Annotated in this window: 21 protein-coding genes; 12 read left to right on the forward strand and 9 right to left on the reverse strand. The window is 44.7% G+C overall.

All coding sequences use genetic code 11. The features are described 5' to 3' along the window. Positions 1-8: 8 nt before the first annotated feature. Positions 9-617, reverse strand: a complete 609-nt coding sequence (locus tag ICN13_RS04180; protein ID WP_216139094.1) for a hypothetical protein — start codon at positions 615-617, stop codon at positions 9-11. A gap of 151 nt (positions 618-768) precedes the next feature. On the opposite strand from ICN13_RS04180, the gene hyi reads away from it, so the two are divergent. From hyi to ICN13_RS04205, 5 genes are all read left to right on the forward strand, one after another. Then, positions 769-1,548, forward strand: a complete 780-nt coding sequence (hyi, locus tag ICN13_RS04185; protein WP_216139095.1) for a hydroxypyruvate isomerase — start codon at positions 769-771, stop codon at positions 1,546-1,548. A gap of 32 nt (positions 1,549-1,580) precedes the next feature. Continuing rightward, entirely contained in the window at positions 1,581-2,480 is a 900-nt protein-coding gene (gene glxR, locus ICN13_RS04190) for a 2-hydroxy-3-oxopropionate reductase (protein ID WP_216139096.1), read from the forward strand. Positions 2,481-2,489: 9 nt separating this feature from the next. Further along, positions 2,490-3,077 (forward strand): YqiA/YcfP family alpha/beta fold hydrolase, encoded by a 588-nt coding sequence (locus tag ICN13_RS04195; protein WP_216139097.1) that lies wholly within the window; start codon positions 2,490-2,492, stop codon positions 3,075-3,077. A gap of 79 nt (positions 3,078-3,156) precedes the next feature. Further along, entirely contained in the window at positions 3,157-3,726 is a 570-nt protein-coding gene (locus tag ICN13_RS04200; protein ID WP_370622947.1) for an HNH endonuclease, read from the forward strand. A 17-nt stretch (positions 3,727-3,743) separates the two neighbouring features. Next, on the forward strand, positions 3,744-4,736 hold the full coding sequence (locus ICN13_RS04205; protein WP_255534031.1) for a DUF3108 domain-containing protein: 993 nt from the start codon (positions 3,744-3,746) through the stop codon (positions 4,734-4,736). Between the two features lie 6 nt (positions 4,737-4,742). Here the strand turns inward: ICN13_RS04205 and ICN13_RS04210 are convergent, their stop codons facing one another. From ICN13_RS04210 to mltG, 6 genes are all read right to left on the reverse strand, one after another. After that, entirely contained in the window at positions 4,743-5,270 is a 528-nt protein-coding gene (locus ICN13_RS04210; RefSeq protein WP_216139098.1) for an ion channel, read from the reverse strand. Between the two features lie 66 nt (positions 5,271-5,336). Further along, entirely contained in the window at positions 5,337-6,047 is a 711-nt protein-coding gene (locus ICN13_RS04215) for an ankyrin repeat domain-containing protein (RefSeq protein WP_216139099.1), read from the reverse strand. Continuing rightward, the gene (locus tag ICN13_RS04220; protein ID WP_216139100.1) at positions 6,044-6,835 is read right to left on the reverse strand and encodes a TatD family hydrolase; all 792 of its coding nucleotides are present in this window, start codon (positions 6,833-6,835) and stop codon (positions 6,044-6,046) included. Before ICN13_RS04220 ends, ICN13_RS04215 begins: the two co-directional genes overlap by 4 nt. A gap of 31 nt (positions 6,836-6,866) precedes the next feature. Then, entirely contained in the window at positions 6,867-7,997 is a 1,131-nt protein-coding gene (locus ICN13_RS04225; protein WP_216139101.1) for a DNA polymerase III subunit delta', read from the reverse strand. A gap of 12 nt (positions 7,998-8,009) precedes the next feature. Continuing rightward, positions 8,010-8,645 (reverse strand): dTMP kinase, encoded by a 636-nt coding sequence (gene tmk, locus ICN13_RS04230; protein ID WP_370622948.1) that lies wholly within the window; start codon positions 8,643-8,645, stop codon positions 8,010-8,012. A gap of 16 nt (positions 8,646-8,661) precedes the next feature. Further along, positions 8,662-9,729 carry an endolytic transglycosylase MltG gene (gene mltG / locus ICN13_RS04235; protein ID WP_216139102.1) on the reverse strand — a complete coding sequence of 356 codons (1,068 nt, stop codon included), beginning with the start codon at positions 9,727-9,729 and terminating at the stop codon, positions 8,662-8,664. 20 nt (positions 9,730-9,749) lie between these two features. On the opposite strand from mltG, the gene ICN13_RS04240 reads away from it, so the two are divergent. Together ICN13_RS04240 and ICN13_RS04245 are read left to right on the forward strand one after the other, a co-directional pair. After that, the gene (locus ICN13_RS04240) at positions 9,750-10,724 is read left to right on the forward strand and encodes a folate-binding protein YgfZ (RefSeq protein WP_216139103.1); all 975 of its coding nucleotides are present in this window, start codon (positions 9,750-9,752) and stop codon (positions 10,722-10,724) included. A 14-nt stretch (positions 10,725-10,738) separates the two neighbouring features. Further along, the gene (locus tag ICN13_RS04245; RefSeq protein WP_216139104.1) at positions 10,739-11,581 is read left to right on the forward strand and encodes an NRDE family protein; all 843 of its coding nucleotides are present in this window, start codon (positions 10,739-10,741) and stop codon (positions 11,579-11,581) included. A 14-nt stretch (positions 11,582-11,595) separates the two neighbouring features. On the opposite strand, the gene ICN13_RS04250 is transcribed toward ICN13_RS04245, so the two are convergent. Further along, positions 11,596-12,087 (reverse strand): PaaI family thioesterase, encoded by a 492-nt coding sequence (locus ICN13_RS04250; protein WP_216139105.1) that lies wholly within the window; start codon positions 12,085-12,087, stop codon positions 11,596-11,598. A gap of 55 nt (positions 12,088-12,142) precedes the next feature. On the opposite strand from ICN13_RS04250, the gene ICN13_RS04255 reads away from it, so the two are divergent. From ICN13_RS04255 to ICN13_RS04275, 5 genes are all read left to right on the forward strand, one after another. Continuing rightward, on the forward strand, positions 12,143-13,609 hold the full coding sequence (locus ICN13_RS04255; protein WP_216139106.1) for a YdiU family protein: 1,467 nt from the start codon (positions 12,143-12,145) through the stop codon (positions 13,607-13,609). 30 nt (positions 13,610-13,639) lie between these two features. After that, positions 13,640-14,050: a peptide-methionine (R)-S-oxide reductase MsrB gene (msrB, locus tag ICN13_RS04260; protein WP_216139107.1), complete on the forward strand. Its 411-nt coding sequence runs from the start codon at positions 13,640-13,642 to the stop codon at positions 14,048-14,050. Positions 14,051-14,087: 37 nt separating this feature from the next. After that, the gene (locus ICN13_RS04265; RefSeq protein WP_216139108.1) at positions 14,088-14,636 is read left to right on the forward strand and encodes a septation protein A; all 549 of its coding nucleotides are present in this window, start codon (positions 14,088-14,090) and stop codon (positions 14,634-14,636) included. Next, complete coding sequence (locus ICN13_RS04270) at positions 14,633-14,917, forward strand: BolA family transcriptional regulator (protein ID WP_216139109.1); 285 nt, start codon at positions 14,633-14,635, stop codon at positions 14,915-14,917. The genes ICN13_RS04265 and ICN13_RS04270 overlap by 4 nt, the downstream gene beginning before the upstream one ends. Positions 14,918-14,980: 63 nt before the next feature. Beyond that, positions 14,981-15,772, forward strand: coding sequence for a peptidylprolyl isomerase (locus ICN13_RS04275; protein WP_216139110.1), 792 nt, complete (start codon positions 14,981-14,983; stop codon positions 15,770-15,772). Between the two features lie 24 nt (positions 15,773-15,796). Here ICN13_RS04275 and ICN13_RS04280 read toward each other — a convergent pair whose 3' ends face one another. Beyond that, entirely contained in the window at positions 15,797-16,954 is a 1,158-nt protein-coding gene (locus tag ICN13_RS04280; RefSeq protein ID WP_216139111.1) for an MFS transporter, read from the reverse strand. Between the last annotated feature and the right edge of the window lie 8 nt (positions 16,955-16,962).

Raw genomic sequence — 16,962 nt, forward strand, 5'->3', positions numbered from 1 at the left:
ACTTTGAGTTATTTCTTCGGCGTAGTGATAGAGGCGGCCATCGCATCGTAATAAATTACTTTGACTTGCTCTCCAACATTAACATCGGCCAAAAGGGCGGGGTTCTTAACGGTTACTGTTGTCACCTTGCCGCTTGGACCTTTTACAGATACTAGTTTTTTATCCCGATCTACGGCAACAATGTCTGCAATGATGGTTGTTTTATTTGCAATAGTCTCAGATGGTTTTTCGTTTGCTTTTGATGTTGTAACGGTATTGGTTTCTACTTTGCTACGAACGCCATCACTCTTAGTTTTGATCAGTTCGATAGCAACCGCTAGTTCATAGGTAACGTTGACGCGATCCCCTTTCTTGATTTGGTCAAAATTGGTGATTTCTGGTCCCGCTACAAATTTAGATTCACCTTCTTTGTTGCTGAAGGTGATAGTCCGCGTCTTTTTGTCGGTTTTGACTACGGTGCCTTCATATAGCTGATAGCGGTTATCTACTACAGCTGCGTCAATTACCATAGGCTTTGTCGCCCCAGCATCAACTGGCTTTGTTTGGGCATTGACTGAAAATGAGCTGGCCAAAAGGGTTGCGATTGCTAGCGCAATGGATGTTAGTTTGAGATTCATTGTTTTCCTTGTAAATAAGTATTTCTTATCAAGATATTAGCTCACTTTTCTCATTTTTAAGCCTAGAAAGGGCCTTATTCCAGGCTAAGACTGAAGTCTGCAGGTTTGATAAGATCACTGTTTCACTGTGTAATCCCAATAAGGGTATGAAATGCCTCAATTTGCCGCAAATTTGACTATGCTATTTACGGAAGTGCCATTCTTAGAACGCTTCGAACACGCCTCTCAATCAGGATTTAAGGCTGTTGAGTTTCTATTCCCATACCCATATCCAGTAACTGAAATTCAACAGAAGCTAGATCAGTATGGTTTGAAGCTCGTTCTACATAACTTACCAGCTGGAGATTGGGATGCTGGAGAGCGTGGCATCGCATGTCATCCAGATCGCGTTGAAGAATTTCGCGCGGGTGTAGCAAAAGCGATTGAATATGCAAAGACTCTGGGTGTGCCACAGTTAAATTGCTTGGCTGGTAAGGCACCCTCTGGAATTGACAGAAAGCTGGCGCATGATACTTTTGTATCCAACCTCAAATATGCATCTGCCGAATTGAAGAAAGTAAATCTGAAGCTGCTAATTGAGCCGATCAATACTTTCGACATACCAGGATTCTTTTTATCTACGACGCAACAAGCCCTGGATATTATTGGTGAGGTTGGGTCAGATAATCTATATGTTCAATATGATATCTATCATGCGCAGCGCATGGAGGGTGAGCTGTCCAATACTATTGAAAAAAATTTGAGCAAGATTGCTCATATTCAATTGGCAGATAATCCTGGTCGAAATGAGCCGGGCACTGGCGAAATAAACTATTCGTATCTATTCAAATTTTTAGATCGAATTGCTTACTCAGGTTGGATTGGTTGCGAATACAAGCCTGCAACTACTACAGAAGCAGGTTTAGGCTGGATACAGAAGTTAAATTCATAAGATAAATTAAAGCAAATACAAAAGGAGATGTAATGAGTGCGAAATTAAAATTAGGTTTTGTTGGCCTAGGAATTATGGGTGCTCCAATGGCAGGCCATCTAGTAAATGCTGGTCACGAGGTATTTATTAATACCAGAAGTAAGGTTCCACAAGATCTTGCGTCCTCATCAGCGGTTCAGTGTGGCAGTCCTAGCGAGGTTGCTGAAAAGGCTGACATTATTTTGATGATGCTCCCAGATACCCCGGACGTTGAAAAAGTACTATTTGGTGATAAAGGCATTGCAGCTGGCTTATCCAAAGGAAAAGTCGTTGTAGATATGAGCTCTATTTCTCCCATCGCCACCAAGGAATTTGCTAAGAAAATAAACGCTTTGGGCTGTGATTATCTAGATTCACCAGTTTCTGGTGGCGAAGTTGGCGCTAAAAATGCAACTCTGTCTATTATGGTCGGCGGCGATGAGGCTGTATTTAATAAAGTAAAGCCAGTTTTTGATTTGATGGGCAAAAACATCAACTTAGTTGGCGGAAATGGTGATGGTCAAACTGCCAAGGTAGCCAATCAAATTATTGTGGCCTTAAATATTGAGGCAGTTGCAGAAGCGCTTTTATTTGCATCTAAAGCAGGTGCTGACCCTGCCAAAGTTCGTCAAGCATTGATGGGCGGGTTTGCAAGCTCGAAGATTCTTGAGGTGCATGGCGAGCGTATGGTGAAGCGTACATTTGATCCTGGCTTTAGGATTGAGTTACATCAAAAAGATTTGAATCTTGCACTCAATAGCGCACGAGCCTTGGGTGTGGCACTGCCTAATACCGCTACTGCTCAAGAATTGTTTAACTCCTGCTCAGCGCATGGCGGCAAGGCTTGGGACCATTCTGCAATGGTGAAGGCTCTAGAAAAGCTGGCTAACTTTGAGATTGGACAAAAGGCCTAAGGTCTAAGCATGTCTTCAACCCTACTAGTCTATTTGCATGGCTTTCGATCTTCGCCAAGATCAAGCAAGGCCGTAATGACTGGTGATGCAGTCAAATCGTTATCTACTGCGGACAATCCAATTCAATGGTATTGCCCGCAGTTACTTGCTTCACCCCATCAAAGTATGGACATGGTTACAAAATATATTGATCAGTCAAAAGCAGATCAGATAGTGATAATCGGTTCATCCCTTGGTGGGTTTTACGCAAACTACTTAGCGGAAAAATATGGGTGTAAGGCAGTCGCCTTAAATCCTGCCGTTCGCGCCGCTAGGGAACTTGCCCCGCATGTGGGCATGATGACATCCTATGACAGTGACGAGCCTTTCGATTTTCGACCCGAATATATTGATGAGCTAAAGTCCTTGCAGATCGAGGGGATCTCCAACCCTGGTAGCTACTTTTTAATTGCGGCAAAGGGTGATGAATTGCTCGATTGGAAGGAAATGGTCGAATTCTATCAAGGCGCCAAGCAGCTTATCTTGGAAGGCAGTGACCACGGTATCGCAGACTATGCGGACCATCTGCCAAAGGTTTTGGAGTTTATATCCCCCTAGATGATTGATTGACCCATATTTCTTCTGTAAGATTAGTCAAACGATCGATGTCTTTGACTAGATCGAGAAAGGAGAGTTTGTGCTGAGCATCTTGAAATTGGACGCTGGTGGAATTCCCCAGGGTTGGGTAAACGCAGAAGAGGCAACCAAGCATTACGCCGATAGCAGTGTCTTATGGACGCTTGGCGACCCCATCATGAAGATGCGTGGCGGTATCTCTAGGGCCAGTGGCTTGCAGTCAGTCATCGAACTTCATTCGATCATCGCCATCAAGGGTAGCGCAAAAATCAATTTATTTGATGTTGTCCCTGTCATCACAAAACATAAACTCTTTAAACGCGATCGTGGTCTCTGCGCATACTGTGGTGATGCAATCCACGAGAATCAAGCTGAGGCCGAACATATTATTCCGAACAGTCGCGGTGGAAAATATTCCTGGATGAACCTGGTGATTTCTTGCAGACCCTGTAATCAGCGTAAAGGCAATCGGACTCCTGAACAGGCTGGCATGGGCTTGCTCTATACCCCATACTTACCAAGTCTGTATGAGGACATGATTCTCAAAGGCCGTAATATTCTTGCCGATCAGATGGACTTTCTTGCGGCCAACTTACCAAAGAATAGTCGCTTACTTGAAGGCATTCTCTGAACTCAGAACTAGGGCAATTGCGGCAGCCTTACTCTAGTGGTTTGATGCAATCAAAATCGCTACGCATTATTGTCGTAGCGCTATTGATATCCTTGCTTGGTCACCTGATCATCTTCTTTGGCATTCCATTTTTATCCTTCGGCTCTGCTCCAGAGATAGCAGATGACCTCATTATTAGAACTGAGTTAAAACTCGAGCCGCCAAAGAAAATTCAGATGGCCAGGGCTCCCAAGAAGAAAGTGAATAAGGAAAATTCTGCAAATAAGGTTGATGATGCTAAAGGCCTAGCAGCTGCAGAGCAGGGTGGTTCAAATAATCAGCAGGGAGTGGCGTTCAAGTTACCCGAGTCTGGCATTCTTTATTACGACGCTTATGTGGATGGGCAAAAGTACCAGACCGGGGAAATTGACTGGATTGTCGATGGAAACAATTACCGCCTTTACATCAACATTCCTTATGCATTCGTTGGCCCTTTTGTGTTTGAATCACGCGGGACCATAGACGCCTATGGGATGGCTCCATCCATCTATTGGACTCAGCGTGGAACTAAGCCGCCGCGCTATTCTCGCTTTGATAGGGATGCCAGTGGAGGAGGGAAGATGTATTTCTCAGAGAAACCCGAGTTCACTCCAGATCTCCTTCCAGGCACTCAGGATCGATTTAGCCTTATGTTTCAGTTCGCATCCTTACTGAATGGGGATAGCAAAATCGATGAGGCTGGCTCTATTAGGGCTTTACCAGTTGTCGATTACAACACCCTGGAGATGTGGCAATTTAAGAGCTATGGAGAAACCGTCTCTGACGATATCCCATCTCTTGGAAAGTCGGTAAATCGCCGTTATGCCTTAATGCAACGTGAAAATGATCCTTATAAGCGCCAAGTCGACATTTGGTTAGCGAAAGACTTAGATTGGTTGCCAGGAAGGATTCGGTCTCGGGAGGCCAATGGTAGGGTACTTGAGCTGATATTCATTCAAAAGAATCCAATACCGTCAGGCACTAGGCCTTAAATCCCCTTAAAAACCAGTGCCCGATTTTGGACTTTGGCTAGGGCTATTCAGCAAGGCTCCCATCATAGAATACAAAGCAGCACCAGACATTGATACTGCAAAGATTCCAGAAAACGAGATGATTATCGGCAAAATTCTCCATTGCTCAGATAGGTTGTAGTTACCGTATCCAATAGTTGTGTACATTTCGCCGGCAAAGTAAAAGGTCTGTGGATTGGTTGAGAACACTTTTAATGCGACGCATATGTAGGCCCAAACAACTATTTCTCCCAAATGGCTCGCGATTACCAAGAGAATCGCAACAAAATAAGACAAAAAGCTTGCCCCATAGATGCGCTTTTTTGTCATAAAGCGATCTATCCTGTGAAATGCGCCGGCAATAGCCAGAACAGCTATGCCATGAACTGCGAGCATTCCGCATGCTATGACCACAACTTCCCATATCCGACCATTTCCCATATCAACATTGATCTCGTTAAATAAAGTCCCGAAACTAGGGAGGTCAGCATTGCGGAAAAGGTCTATTAGGAACATATGGGAGTCTTGGTTGGATTACAGAAATATCTTATTTGACATAATAATGATTATACGCAGATACTACTATGGTGACTTTACTGTTGGTGGCTTTAATGGCCCCTTATAAGCTTGCTTATAGAGTTTGAGCCAACGGGATCTGAGGCCATCTCCGATCCAGGGTTTGTCGTAAATATCCGCAATATCGATTGCAGTAAAGCCATTGGCATTTTTGAGTTGAAGGTCAGCACCTTTATCCAATAGAAACTTCACTAGCTGTTCGTTGCCAGACTGGACCGCCATCATGAGCGGCGTTGTATTGCCTACGCTTAAAGAATCAACAATGGCACCATTGGCAACCAAGAACTGGGCGACATCTAAATGCCCCTTAGCACAGGCGTAATGCAATGGAGTCCAGCCAATATGATCAAGCCGTGCTTTATGACCCAAAACTATGGTTTTAACCAGGGGTAAATTACCCTCAATTGAGGCCATCATGAGTGGTGTTTCACCGCTCTTATTGGATAAATCCACATCAATATTCTTATTGCTAAGCAATAGATCAATCACATTGGTGGATTTATCTCTTATAGCCAAAATCAGCATTGGACTGCCATTGGCATCCAAGGAGTTAGGATTTAAGCCTTTTTTAAGCAACAAATTGACCTCAGACGCATTATCAAATTTAGCCGCCTTAGCAAAATCAGCGATTTGATCGGGAGTTTGAGCATGAGATGGTTGATTTGCTAGGCAAATGAGCAAGAAAGCTATGCCAAATTTATTAAACTTTAATCTCATGTATATTTTCTATCTATTTGAAAACATTCAAAAAAATTCTTTGAAGTTTGTTCTGCGAGCTCTTGAACACTCACGTTTTTAAGGGTGGCAATAAATTCACCGACTTTGGCCACCCATGCTGGCTCGTTGATCTTGCCACGATATGGAATGGGCGCAAGATAAGGCGAATCTGTCTCGATAAGCATCCGATTGAGTGGAACTTCCTTGCAGGTTGCTTGCAAGTCTTTGGCACTTTTAAAGGTCACAATTCCTGAAAAGGAGATGTAAAAACCTAATTCCATAGCCGCTTGAGCTACTTCTAGGCTCTCAGTAAAGCAATGCATTACTCCGCCAATCTGATCAGCACCCTCTTCTTTTAGGATCTTAATCGTATCCTCTGAGGCCGAGCGGGTATGAATAATCAAAGGCTTTTTAGATGCAATTGCAGCTCGAATATGCGTCCTAAAACGTTCGCGTTGCCATTCCATGGATTCGTAGCTCCTCTCCCCCATCCGGTAGTAATCTAGGCCCGTCTCCCCAATGGCAACAATCTTGGGGTGCTTTAAAGCCGTCTCTACCAGAAACTCATAGGTGGGCTCAGGCGTATCTTCATAGTCTGGATGAACGCCAACCGACGCGTACAAGTGAGAATGCTCTTGAGCAAGCTTTAAGACATTGGGAAAGTCCGGCAAATCTACCGAAACACACAAAGCATTGCTCACGCTGGCGGATTTCATATTCGCAAGCACTTCAGGCAAACGAGACTGAAATTCTGGGAAATCGAGGTGGCAATGGGAGTCTATGAACATGACTCGCTATTTTAGACTGCCTAAGCCAAAGTTAAGATTCAAATACTTGCTGGTATTGCGAAAGTAAGCCTTCCAACTGGACCCGGTTAGCCAAAGGGTGATTCTCATGACGACGGGCCTTAATTAAGGACTTCCAAAATTCATGGAGCTTGGGGATTTTGGCAGAACGGGCCAGACCTTGAAGTGTTGAAAGATGCTTTGGGTAATACCGAGGGTTGGCTCCCTGCGAGACTGCTTGTAGGTCTGAAGTCCAACGCTGCATTGTCGGCAGCAAATAGTTGTATTGAGCTTTGTGTGTCTTTTCAGCTGCATCAAGCCAATTGATGCGAACGCCTTGAGACATCGACTGTAGTAAATAACGAGCAGCTTGAATGGAGATCGTTAACTCATCTTTTTCATTCTGATTGTTTCTTGCAATCAAAGAATCTAGGACTGAGTATGGCGCCCCACCCTGTTCATCGTAGATTGTTTCAACATCACCACCGCTAACCTTGAGCCCGGCAATTTTAGATAATTCTGCATGCAGCCACGCCAAGCCTTGATCACGATCAGGGCGAGGAGCAGCAAGCAAACGGCAGCGTGAACGTATGGTTGGTAAAACACGATCAAGACGATCGGCCAGCAAAATAAAGATGGTATTTGCTGGCGGCTCTTCCAAAGATTTTAGTAAGGTGTTAGCTGAATCAGAACGAAGCATTTCTAATGGGTAAATCAAGATAACGCGATTACCGCCGCGATGAGAGCCAATAGATAAGCCCTCTATCGCATTACGAGTCTCTTCGATGGAGATATTTTTCTTTTCCTTCTTCTCGCTAGCCTCACCATCGGTGTCATCACGAACCGATTTACTCTTTTTGGGGGCCTCATCGCTTTCATAATCCGCATGAGGCAAAAACTTCCGATGGGTTTCAGGTGCAAGTGCAATGAAGTCTGGATGATTCCCAGTATTAAACCAATGGCAGGCCTCACACTGATTGCAGGGATGTGCAGCCTCATGAGCACCCTCACATAAGAGCGATTTCGCAAGCTCAAGGGCAAATGAGAATTTCCCGATACCGGATTGACCATGCAATAGAATTGCATTTGGGAAGTTGGCAAAATCCATGCCATCCCAGAGTGGCTGTAACCATGGCGCAATAGATTTATTTTGTTCAGCGAACATGATCTCACTCATCTAGATGCTGAACTCTAGGTTTTTTAAGCCATTCCAAATCGCCTCTGGAGTTTGAGTGGCATCTACCATGTGAAAACGTTTTGGGTCTTCCTTAGCGCGACGCAAATACTCTTGCCGGACCTTTTCAAAGAAGTTCAAATCCATTTTTTCAAATTTGTCTGGTGCCCTCACTTTTGAGCGACGCGCTTCAGCAACTTCGCCAGGCAAATCAAACAAGATAGTTAAATTGGGTTGAAGTAAACCATTGGAACGCCCTTGGACCCATTGCTCAAGATCATTTAATTTATCGATACTGAGGCCCCGCCCTCCTCCTTGATAGGCAAAGCTCGAATCGGTAAAACGATCTGAAATCACAATCTTTCCGGCCATCAACGCAGGTTCAATGACTTGGGCAATATGTTCACGACGGGCTGCAAACATTAATAGTGCCTCTGTTTCAAGATTCATGGGGGCATCTAATAGTAACCCTCTAAGCTGCTCGCCCAAAGGTGTACCGCCGGGTTCGCGCGTCATTACGACTTCACGATTTGGATAGCGCTCTTGCATGAGTTTTTGAAATGCCTCGATATGAGTGCTCTTGCCGGCGCCATCGATTCCCTCAAAGCTAATGAAATATCCTGGATACATTGATGTCATATTGAATTCAATCAAATTATTTAGATGCAGAGTTTAGTTTGCGTTGATATTGATCAACAGCTGCCTCATGTTCACTGAGGCTTTGAGAAAAGTGGCTACTCCCATCACCTTTAGCGACAAAAAAGAGTGCATTACTTGATGCCGGATGAGCGGCCGCCAGAATAGACTCTTTGCTCGGCATAGCGATGGGGGTTGGGGGTAGGCCTTTGCGCATATAGGTATTGTAGGGACTGTCTTTGCGAAGATCAGCTTTGCGTAAATTACCGTCAAATTTAGGGCCAAGGCCATAGATTACAGTGGGATCGGTCTGAAGGAGCATGCCTTTGTTGAGCCGATTGGTAAAGACGGCAGAGACCAAAGCCCTATCACTGGATCGGCCTGTTTCCTTTTCAACGATGGAGGCCAGTATTAAGAGTTCGTAGGGTGTTTTTAAGGGTGAACTTTGCCCCTTTTGCAGCCACGCTTGAGATAGTTGCTTTTGCATGGCTTGTGACGCCCTGCGATAAATATCCAGATCGGAATCTTCAGGGTCAAAGACATAGGTATCGGGTAGAAAAGCGCCCTCAAGCCCAGGGTAATTGAGATTCAAATTTTGCAACAACTGTTTTGCGCTTAAACCTTTGGTCTGGTGCGTGAGTGCTGGGTGCGAATCCATTAGCGCTCTTAGTTGCCCAATAGTCATCCCTGGAATGATGGCAATACTTTCTTTAACTCTATCTCCACGTGCAATCTGAAAGAGAATTGTTGCCAAACTCGCCTTTGTTGGCAAAAGATAGGTACCGGGTTTAAGTTTGGAGCCCACCAGCAAAGCCCTTGCACTTACTTGAAAGAGAATTGAATGCGTTGATACGCCCTGCTCTTCAAGTTGCTCCGAGATACTAGCAAGCCCTGAGTGGGGTTTGATTTTGACTTTATATGCTCGCAAATCAGCAATATTTGGATTGTCAGGGACTACGGGCCATACAAAGAGACTGATGTAGAAAATACCAATGAGTATCAGAAAACCATAGAAGCCAGTTATTAGGGTTTGACTCTTGGGTTTCCGGTTGGGAAAGCGCCGCCCTCCCTGAATTTTTCTGCTCATCAGGCTATGATAAAAGGGTCATGACAAATACACCCCAAAACACGCTAAATCAAGCAGCCCTCCCGCAATGGGGCCTAATTCTGGTTGAGGGTGCAGATGCGGCCAGTTTTCTGCAGAATCAGCTCAGCAACACAGTATTAGGCTTAACTCGCACGTTTTCTGGGCAGATCGCACAGGGCCATGGTTCAGTCCGACTGGTTGGCTACTGCAGCCCCAAAGGAAGGCTGCTTGCAAGTGCTTGGCTTGGATTATTTCCCACTGATGAAACCTCGGATGATCGCTTCGCTTTATTCATTTCAAAAGATATTGCAGCCAGTACAGCTAAGCGCTTATCAATGTTTGTTTTACGTTCCAAAGTAAAAGTGACTGATGTTTCATCTGAATGGAATATTTCTGGACTGTGTAGCAGCAATGCAAGCCTTACTGATTTCAATATTGGCGATGGTCAGATTGCCTTGCGTATGCCAGATGTTTTCGCGAATGAAAAATCTCATACACGAGTATTGTTAGCGCAAAGAGTAAATGCAGATCAATCTTTAAATGAAGATTCAACTCAATGGAATCATCTGGAGGTAATGAGCGCTATTCCAAGAATTGTTCTGGCTACACAAGAGCAATTTGTCCCGCAAATGATTAATTTTGAATCTGTTGCTGGAGTGGACTTTAAAAAGGGTTGCTACCCAGGACAAGAGATTGTTGCTCGCAGCCAATATCGTGGGGCAATTAAAAGACGCCTTCAGCTCGCTCACATTGCGCTCGACGCGATGACCACCCAGTCTGCAGCCCCAGGTATTGAGCTTTTCCATTCAAATGACCCGTCCCAGCCAGCAGGTATGGTGGTTCTATCGGCGCCCTGCCCTTTGGAGCCCCGCCGAATCGACCTGCAGCTAGAGTGCAAATTAGAGGCGCTCGAAAGTGGGGATATTCATCTTGGAAGTACCCAAGGACCTGTGTTAAAAATAGATTCATTGCCTTACCCATTAATTGAAATCTAGGACTTTTAGCAGACATGTGTCTCATCCTTTTTGCCTGGCAATCCCATCCAGACTACCCGTTGGTAGTTGCGGCTAATCGCGATGAATTCTATGAGCGCGATACTGCTGGCATTTCTTGGTGGTCCGAACATCCCCATGTTTTAGCTGGTAGAGATCGTGCTGATGTTTTGGGAAGTCCTGGCACATGGTTGGGTTTTACTAAGACCGGTAAATTTGCAGCGCTCACTAATGTCAGGGCGCCAAGCGAAAAAAATCCAGACTCCAGAACACGTGGCGAACTATCCTTGATGTATCTTGCTGGCAAAGATGGGCCTGCGAGTTTTATTCAAGAGAATGTAAAGCGTTTTCAAAATTACAATGGCTTCAATCTTCTGATGGCTGATTTAAGTAATCCAGAAAATGCGCAGATGCATTGGATAAGTAACCGCATGATGATGGGTCAAACCATTCGCCCGCGCAAAGTATTCCCCCATCAACCCCTAGATGCTGGAGTGTATGGGCTTTCAAATGCCATGCTAGATACGCCATGGCCTAAAGTAAATCACCGTGTGGCTGCCTTTGCTCAAACTCTTGCCATGGATAACGGTCAGTTAAAAAATGCGGACCAATATCTAAAACTGCTATCTGATACGCATCACGCAAGTGATCATGAGTTGCCTAACACGGGCGTTAGCCGTGAATGGGAAAAAGCTCTGTCTCCTGCTTTTATCAAAACGGATACCTATGGAACACGCTCAAGCACTGTTCTTAGGGTGCGCAAAGATGGTCAGTTTGAAATGGTCGAGCGTCGTTTTGATGCAACTGGCACTGTTGGCCATGACGTTATAACTGGCGCACTTAGCGCTGCGCCCGTCTAATAGTCCATCTTTTCTTAATCGTTTATTTCGCCGCGTTGATCGTCATTTACAACACGGTCGCCATCTCCATTCCGAGTTGCTAAACGCTTGAGGTACTTAAATGTGCCTGTAGCCATACAACACACTTCACCCTGATCGTTATAGAGCTTAGCCTCACAGAAAGCCATGGTAGCGGTCCTACGAACCGTATCTGCTTTAACACGCAATACTCCATTTGCGGCTTGCATGAAGTTATTTTTTAACTCAATTGTGACGACACTTCGATCTGCTGGATCTCCAGATCTGGCAGCAACCGCCATGGCCACATCCATTAACGTCAGAAGTACGCCGCCATGAGCTACCGCCCAGGTATTGGTGTGCTCCGGCTTTAGTGCCAGCAAAATCTCCCCTTTGCCCATTTCTGCGCTAAGGCAGCGTACCCCAAGTAACTTTAAAAATGGGACGTTTAATTCCTCGCCTAAATTGGCAAGCTGGGTTTGAGGATTGATTTGGACTTGTTTGTTCATAAGGTCATTTTAGTAGCTCAAACACCGTTTGTGAAATCCACCTAGAATAGTTGTCATGGCCTTTACTTTACGTGGCGATGACGCCGTCCAAGAGCTTCAACCTAGCCCTATTCCAGCACCCTATTGGGTGGGTTTTTCATCTTCAGCAGCAAAACTGGTCAATATCCCCCTAAACGATAACGGCTACCCAAAAGATGAATCTTGGCTGGAAGTTTTGGCCGGCAATTCCCTGCAGACGCAGTCTTCTCAATTTCCTCACCCCATTGCTACGGTTTATAGCGGACATCAATTTGGTGTTTGGGCCGGTCAATTAGGTGATGGCCGCGCAATCCTTCTAGGTGAAATCGCTGACCAAGAACTTCAGCTCAAAGGAGCGGGTAAAACACTTTATTCACGCATGGGTGATGGCCGAGCTGTTTTGCGCTCCTCCATCCGAGAATTCTTATGTAGCGAAGCGATGCATGCTTTAGGTATTCCTACCAGTAGAGCACTTTCTGTAGTTGGATCAGATTTACCAGTTTTACGTGAGAGCATTGAAACGGCTGCGGTGTGTGCTCGTTTGGCGCCAAGTTTTATGCGAGTTGGGCATTTTGAACATTTTGCTTCCACACAAAACATTGCTCGACTAAAAGAACTTGCTGATCTGTTGATAGATCAGCACTATCCAGATTGTCGTATCGCTAAAGATCCCTATTTGGAATTGTTCCAACAGATCTGTCAACGCAACGCAAACTTGGTGGCCCAATGGCAAGCCGTTGGCTTTTGTCACGGAGTTTTGAATAGCGACAATATTAGTGTTTTAGGTATCACGATTGACTACGGCCCGTTTGGATTTTTGGATCAATTTCAAATCGATCATATTTGCAATCATAGCGATCAAGGCGGTCGCTACGCCTACCATCGACAACCCCAAATCATGCACTGGAATATGGCCTGCTTAGCCAGTGCCTTCATTCCGCTTCTGGAATTAGATCGCTCACAAGAAGAATCTCAAGAACTCCTCACTAAAGCACTGAGTCAGTTCCCGGTTGTCTATGGACAGACTTGGCAAAGTCTATTTAGGCAGAAGTTAGGCCTCATGACCGCACAAGAGGATGATGTTCAATTGATCGAAAGCCTCCTCCAGGCAATGCACGATTCAAAGGTTGACTTCACTCAACTGTTTAGAGGGCTTGCCGACATTAATATCAATGCACCTGTTACAGAAATCAAAATGCGGAATGACTTTCTTGATCGAGATGCAATAGATCAATGGTTTGCTGATTACATTGCCCGTCTGAAGTCTGAATCAAGTATCGATGCCGAGCGCAAATTGAACATGAATGCAGTCAATCCAAAGTATGTTTTACGTAATCATCTGGCTCAGGTAGCGATTGAAAAAGCCCAGCACAAGGATTTTTCTGAAGTTACTAAACTCTTAAAAATTTTAGAGAGTCCTTTTGATGAACAAGAGCAATATACAGAATATGCTTCTCCCCCGCCGCCAGATTTAAGCGCTATTGAGGTTAGCTGCTCTTCATAGGCTATTGATACTTCATTCAAGGAATCTCATATGAAAAAAACAGATCAAGAATATAAAAAACTCCTCAGCGATATTGAATATCGAGTTACGAGAGAAGCGGCTACTGAAAGACCCTTTTCCGGCAAGTATTGGGACCATTGGGATAAAGGCAGGTACACCTGTGTTTGTTGCAATACTCCACTCTTCCTATCGGATACAAAATTTGATGCTGGCTGTGGCTGGCCTAGCTATAACAAGCCTGAAGAAGAATCTGCCATTAAAGAAATTAGAGATACTAGCCATGGCATGATCCGCACTGAAGTGCGCTGTGCCAACTGCGATGCTCATCTTGGCCATGTATTTGATGATGGTCCAGACCCTACTGGTTTACGCTATTGCATTAATTCTGCATCCTTAAGCTTTGAACCTAGCTCTAACGCTGAACTCACCAGCAAGCCATAAATGCAGCCCTCAATGTAAATAGTTGGATAATCCCCTGATGAAATTTTTATTCGATCTATTCCCCATTATCCTGTTCTTTATCGCCTTCAAATTTGGTGATATTTACACTGCGACGATTGTTGCTATGGTTGCAACTATCGGCCAAATCCTCTGGGTCTACTATCGCCATCGCAAGATTGATGCGATGCAGTGGATTAGCCTAGTCATGATCCTCGTATTTGGTAGTCTCACTATCTTTTTACATGACAAAACCTTCATTCAGCTAAAGCCAACTGCTCTTTACTGGCTATTTGCAGGAGCCTTATTTATTAGCGCCCAATTTTTTAGAAAGAATTGGATACAAGTACTGATGGGTAAGCAAGTAACCTTGAAGCCGGAAAATTCATATGCTGTTTGGCATCGACTCAATATGGCATGGTCCATCTTCTTCTTCTTTATGGGCATTCTGAATCTCTATATTGCTTTTGAATACTCCGAAGAAACCTGGGTCAATTTCAAATTATTTGGTAGCACAGGATTGCTAGTTGTCTTTGTGATTATTCAAGGCATTTGGCTCTCACGTCATATGGAGCATCCTCCAGAATGAGTATCAACCAAGTACGGATTGCCCTTTTTGAGCAAGATCTCAAGAAAGCATTTGCCATAGAGCACCTGCACATTGAAGACGAGAGTCATTTGCATGCTGGACATGCGGGTGCAGCCAGCGGTGGTGGGCACTTTAAACTCACTATTGTTGCCCCGGAATTTAAAGGCCTGAACTTGGTGGCACGACACCGTGCCGTCTATGCTGCCCTCAATCGCCATATCCCAACAGAAATTCATGCCTTGACTATTAATGCAATGGCGCCTGGAGAGGCCACAACTTAAGGCTGCATTAAACTTAGCAGCATCAATCTATCTACCCTAACTAATTATTTATTGACCACCACTATGCTGAAATCACACCAGTTTCTTTCAATGAGTCTTTTAATTAGTCTCTTGTCTACCGCTGCCTTTGCCCAGAACGCTGTCATTTTGAATGGAAAGTCCATTCCTAAATCCCAATTAGATAAATTGGTGCAGAAATCAGGTCAGCCAGATAATCCACAGGTGCGTGATCAAGCCCGTGAAATGCTAGTTACCCGTGAATTGATTTTGCAGGAAGCTGATAAGCGCGGCGTCATTCAAAAAGAATCTGTGCGAGACCAGTTAGAGCAAGCACGTGTTGGAGTATTGGTTGCAGCGGTATTTGAGGACTATGCTGAAAAAGAAGGTGTTGCAGAAGCAGATCTGAAGGCGGCCTATGAAACCGTTAAGTCCCAGTACACCGGGAGGGAATACCACGTAGAGCATATTTTGGTCGAAAAAGAATCAGATGCAAAAGCAATCATTGCTCAGATTAAGGCTGGCGGTAACTTTGAAGACATTGCCAAAGCAAAATCAAAAGATCCTGGCTCTGCTAAGGACGGCGGAGATCTGGGCTGGGTTTCTGATAAAGCCTTGGTTCCTGAATTCTCAAAAGCCATGGTTCAACTAAAAAATGGCCAAATTACTGATAAGCCAGTGAAGTCTCAATTTGGATATCACATTATCAAAATGGTGGATTCGCGTGATGTGAAGGCGCCGAGCCTAGACGAGATTAAGGATCAGTTGAAGCAAATGATCATGGCTGATCAAAATTGGCAAAAAGCCAAGTTCTCAGAGATGATGCAAAAATTGCGCGCCAAGGCCAAGATTCAGTAAACCGCTTTTTACCTTTAGGTTTTCTTAAGGGTTTGAGTAGCGGCGTGGTCTCAGTTTCTGAATGGCCATGCCCGCTAAACCACAAGCGAATGCCGACATTACAAAGACATCACGCGGCTGCGAGAGCTCCCAGATCCAACCAGCACATAGCCCGCCTAATGTGCCCCCCAATCCATAGGAAACCGTGGCCATCAACGCCTGTCCTCTTGCTTGAAGTGGGCCCGTAAACCAGCGTTGCAATAGTTTGGTCGCCGCACTATGGTGGGCCGCAAAAGTTCCAGCATGAAGTATTTGCGCAAAAATTAGCACTGAAGTGATGGGTAAAAATGCAATTAAGATAAAGCGCACTACTCCAACTACAAAAGCGCCTTGAAGGACGATTTCTGCATCTAAGCGACTGAGTACTTTGCTTTGGAAATAAAAGAAGATCACTTCAGCAAATACCCCTAGGGCCCAGAAAAGACCAATTTGAAACTTGTCATAACCAAGGTTAGCAAGATAGAGGGAATAAAACACATACAGCGCCGCATGTGCAAACACCATAAAGAAGCCAGAGAGCAAAAACCAACGCACATCTGGATTAAAAAGAACGACTAGCAGTTCGCCTTTCACCATTTTCCGGCGCTCCATCTTAGGCTCATGCAATAAGAAGGTAACCGCTGCAAGGGCTATCAAAACTACTGTACCCACAAATGGGTAAAGCTCAATGGTGTTACGCTGAAAGAGTTCACCTGCAGCAAGCACCATGAAAATGAAGCCTAAGGAGCCCCATAAGCGCAAACGTCCATAACGTTTATCGAAAGAGTTGTCTTTAAATAAAGCATGAACCGTTGCCGACTCACCCAAAGGCATCAAGCTACTCAAAATGGTATGCAGGACAAACATCCAAATAAAAAAGCTGATGTAGCCCTGTAGAAAGTAAATAGATAGAAAAACAAGCGCTGCTAAACATGCGCAAACTCGAATGATGCCAATGCGGTTTGATAAGAAATCAGAAAGCCAGCCCCAGGAAAAGGGCCCAACAATACGGGTGATTTGCAACATCGACATTAAGATTGCAATTTCGATGACGCTAAAGCCGCGATCTAAAAAAAACAAGCTTGCGTAAGGTGAAACTAGACCGACATAAGCAAAATATAAAAAGAAAAAGGACCCGAAGGCCCAGCGAAGCGAGGGTGTCATCTCTCTAT

Source organism: Polynucleobacter sp. MWH-Berg-3C6, assembly GCF_018881855.1.
In the GTDB taxonomy this organism is placed as follows: domain Bacteria; phylum Pseudomonadota; class Gammaproteobacteria; order Burkholderiales; family Burkholderiaceae; genus Polynucleobacter.

Bases quoted from the DNA above. Each gene is read 5' to 3' on its own strand.
- ICN13_RS04240 (WP_216139103.1), top strand. From the start codon at position 9,750: ATGACAAATACACCCCAAAACACGCTAAATCAAGCAGCCCTCCCGCAA.
- ICN13_RS04195 (WP_216139097.1), top strand. From the start codon at position 2,490: ATGTCTTCAACCCTACTAGTCTATTTGCATGGCTTTCGATCTTCGCCA.
- ICN13_RS04270 (WP_216139109.1), top strand. From the start codon at position 14,633: ATGAGTATCAACCAAGTACGGATTGCCCTTTTTGAGCAAGATCTCAAG.
- ICN13_RS04280 (WP_216139111.1), bottom strand. From the start codon at position 16,954: ATGACACCCTCGCTTCGCTGGGCCTTCGGGTCCTTTTTCTTTTTATAT.
- ICN13_RS04215 (WP_216139099.1), bottom strand. From the start codon at position 6,047: ATGAGATTAAAGTTTAATAAATTTGGCATAGCTTTCTTGCTCATTTGC.
- ICN13_RS04220 (WP_216139100.1), bottom strand. From the start codon at position 6,835: ATGTTCATAGACTCCCATTGCCACCTCGATTTCCCAGAATTTCAGTCT.
- ICN13_RS04250 (WP_216139105.1), bottom strand. From the start codon at position 12,087: ATGAACAAACAAGTCCAAATCAATCCTCAAACCCAGCTTGCCAATTTA.
- ICN13_RS04210 (WP_216139098.1), bottom strand. From the start codon at position 5,270: ATGTTCCTAATAGACCTTTTCCGCAATGCTGACCTCCCTAGTTTCGGG.
- ICN13_RS04255 (WP_216139106.1), top strand. From the start codon at position 12,143: ATGGCCTTTACTTTACGTGGCGATGACGCCGTCCAAGAGCTTCAACCT.
- ICN13_RS04245 (WP_216139104.1), top strand. From the start codon at position 10,739: ATGTGTCTCATCCTTTTTGCCTGGCAATCCCATCCAGACTACCCGTTG.
- ICN13_RS04275 (WP_216139110.1), top strand. From the start codon at position 14,981: ATGCTGAAATCACACCAGTTTCTTTCAATGAGTCTTTTAATTAGTCTC.
- ICN13_RS04225 (WP_216139101.1), bottom strand. From the start codon at position 7,997: ATGTTCGCTGAACAAAATAAATCTATTGCGCCATGGTTACAGCCACTC.
- mltG (WP_216139102.1), bottom strand. From the start codon at position 9,729: ATGAGCAGAAAAATTCAGGGAGGGCGGCGCTTTCCCAACCGGAAACCC.
- msrB (WP_216139107.1), top strand. From the start codon at position 13,640: ATGAAAAAAACAGATCAAGAATATAAAAAACTCCTCAGCGATATTGAA.
- ICN13_RS04265 (WP_216139108.1), top strand. From the start codon at position 14,088: ATGAAATTTTTATTCGATCTATTCCCCATTATCCTGTTCTTTATCGCC.
- ICN13_RS04180 (WP_216139094.1), bottom strand. From the start codon at position 617: ATGAATCTCAAACTAACATCCATTGCGCTAGCAATCGCAACCCTTTTG.
- hyi (WP_216139095.1), top strand. From the start codon at position 769: ATGCCTCAATTTGCCGCAAATTTGACTATGCTATTTACGGAAGTGCCA.
- glxR (WP_216139096.1), top strand. From the start codon at position 1,581: ATGAGTGCGAAATTAAAATTAGGTTTTGTTGGCCTAGGAATTATGGGT.
- tmk (WP_370622948.1), bottom strand. From the start codon at position 8,645: ATGACATCAATGTATCCAGGATATTTCATTAGCTTTGAGGGAATCGAT.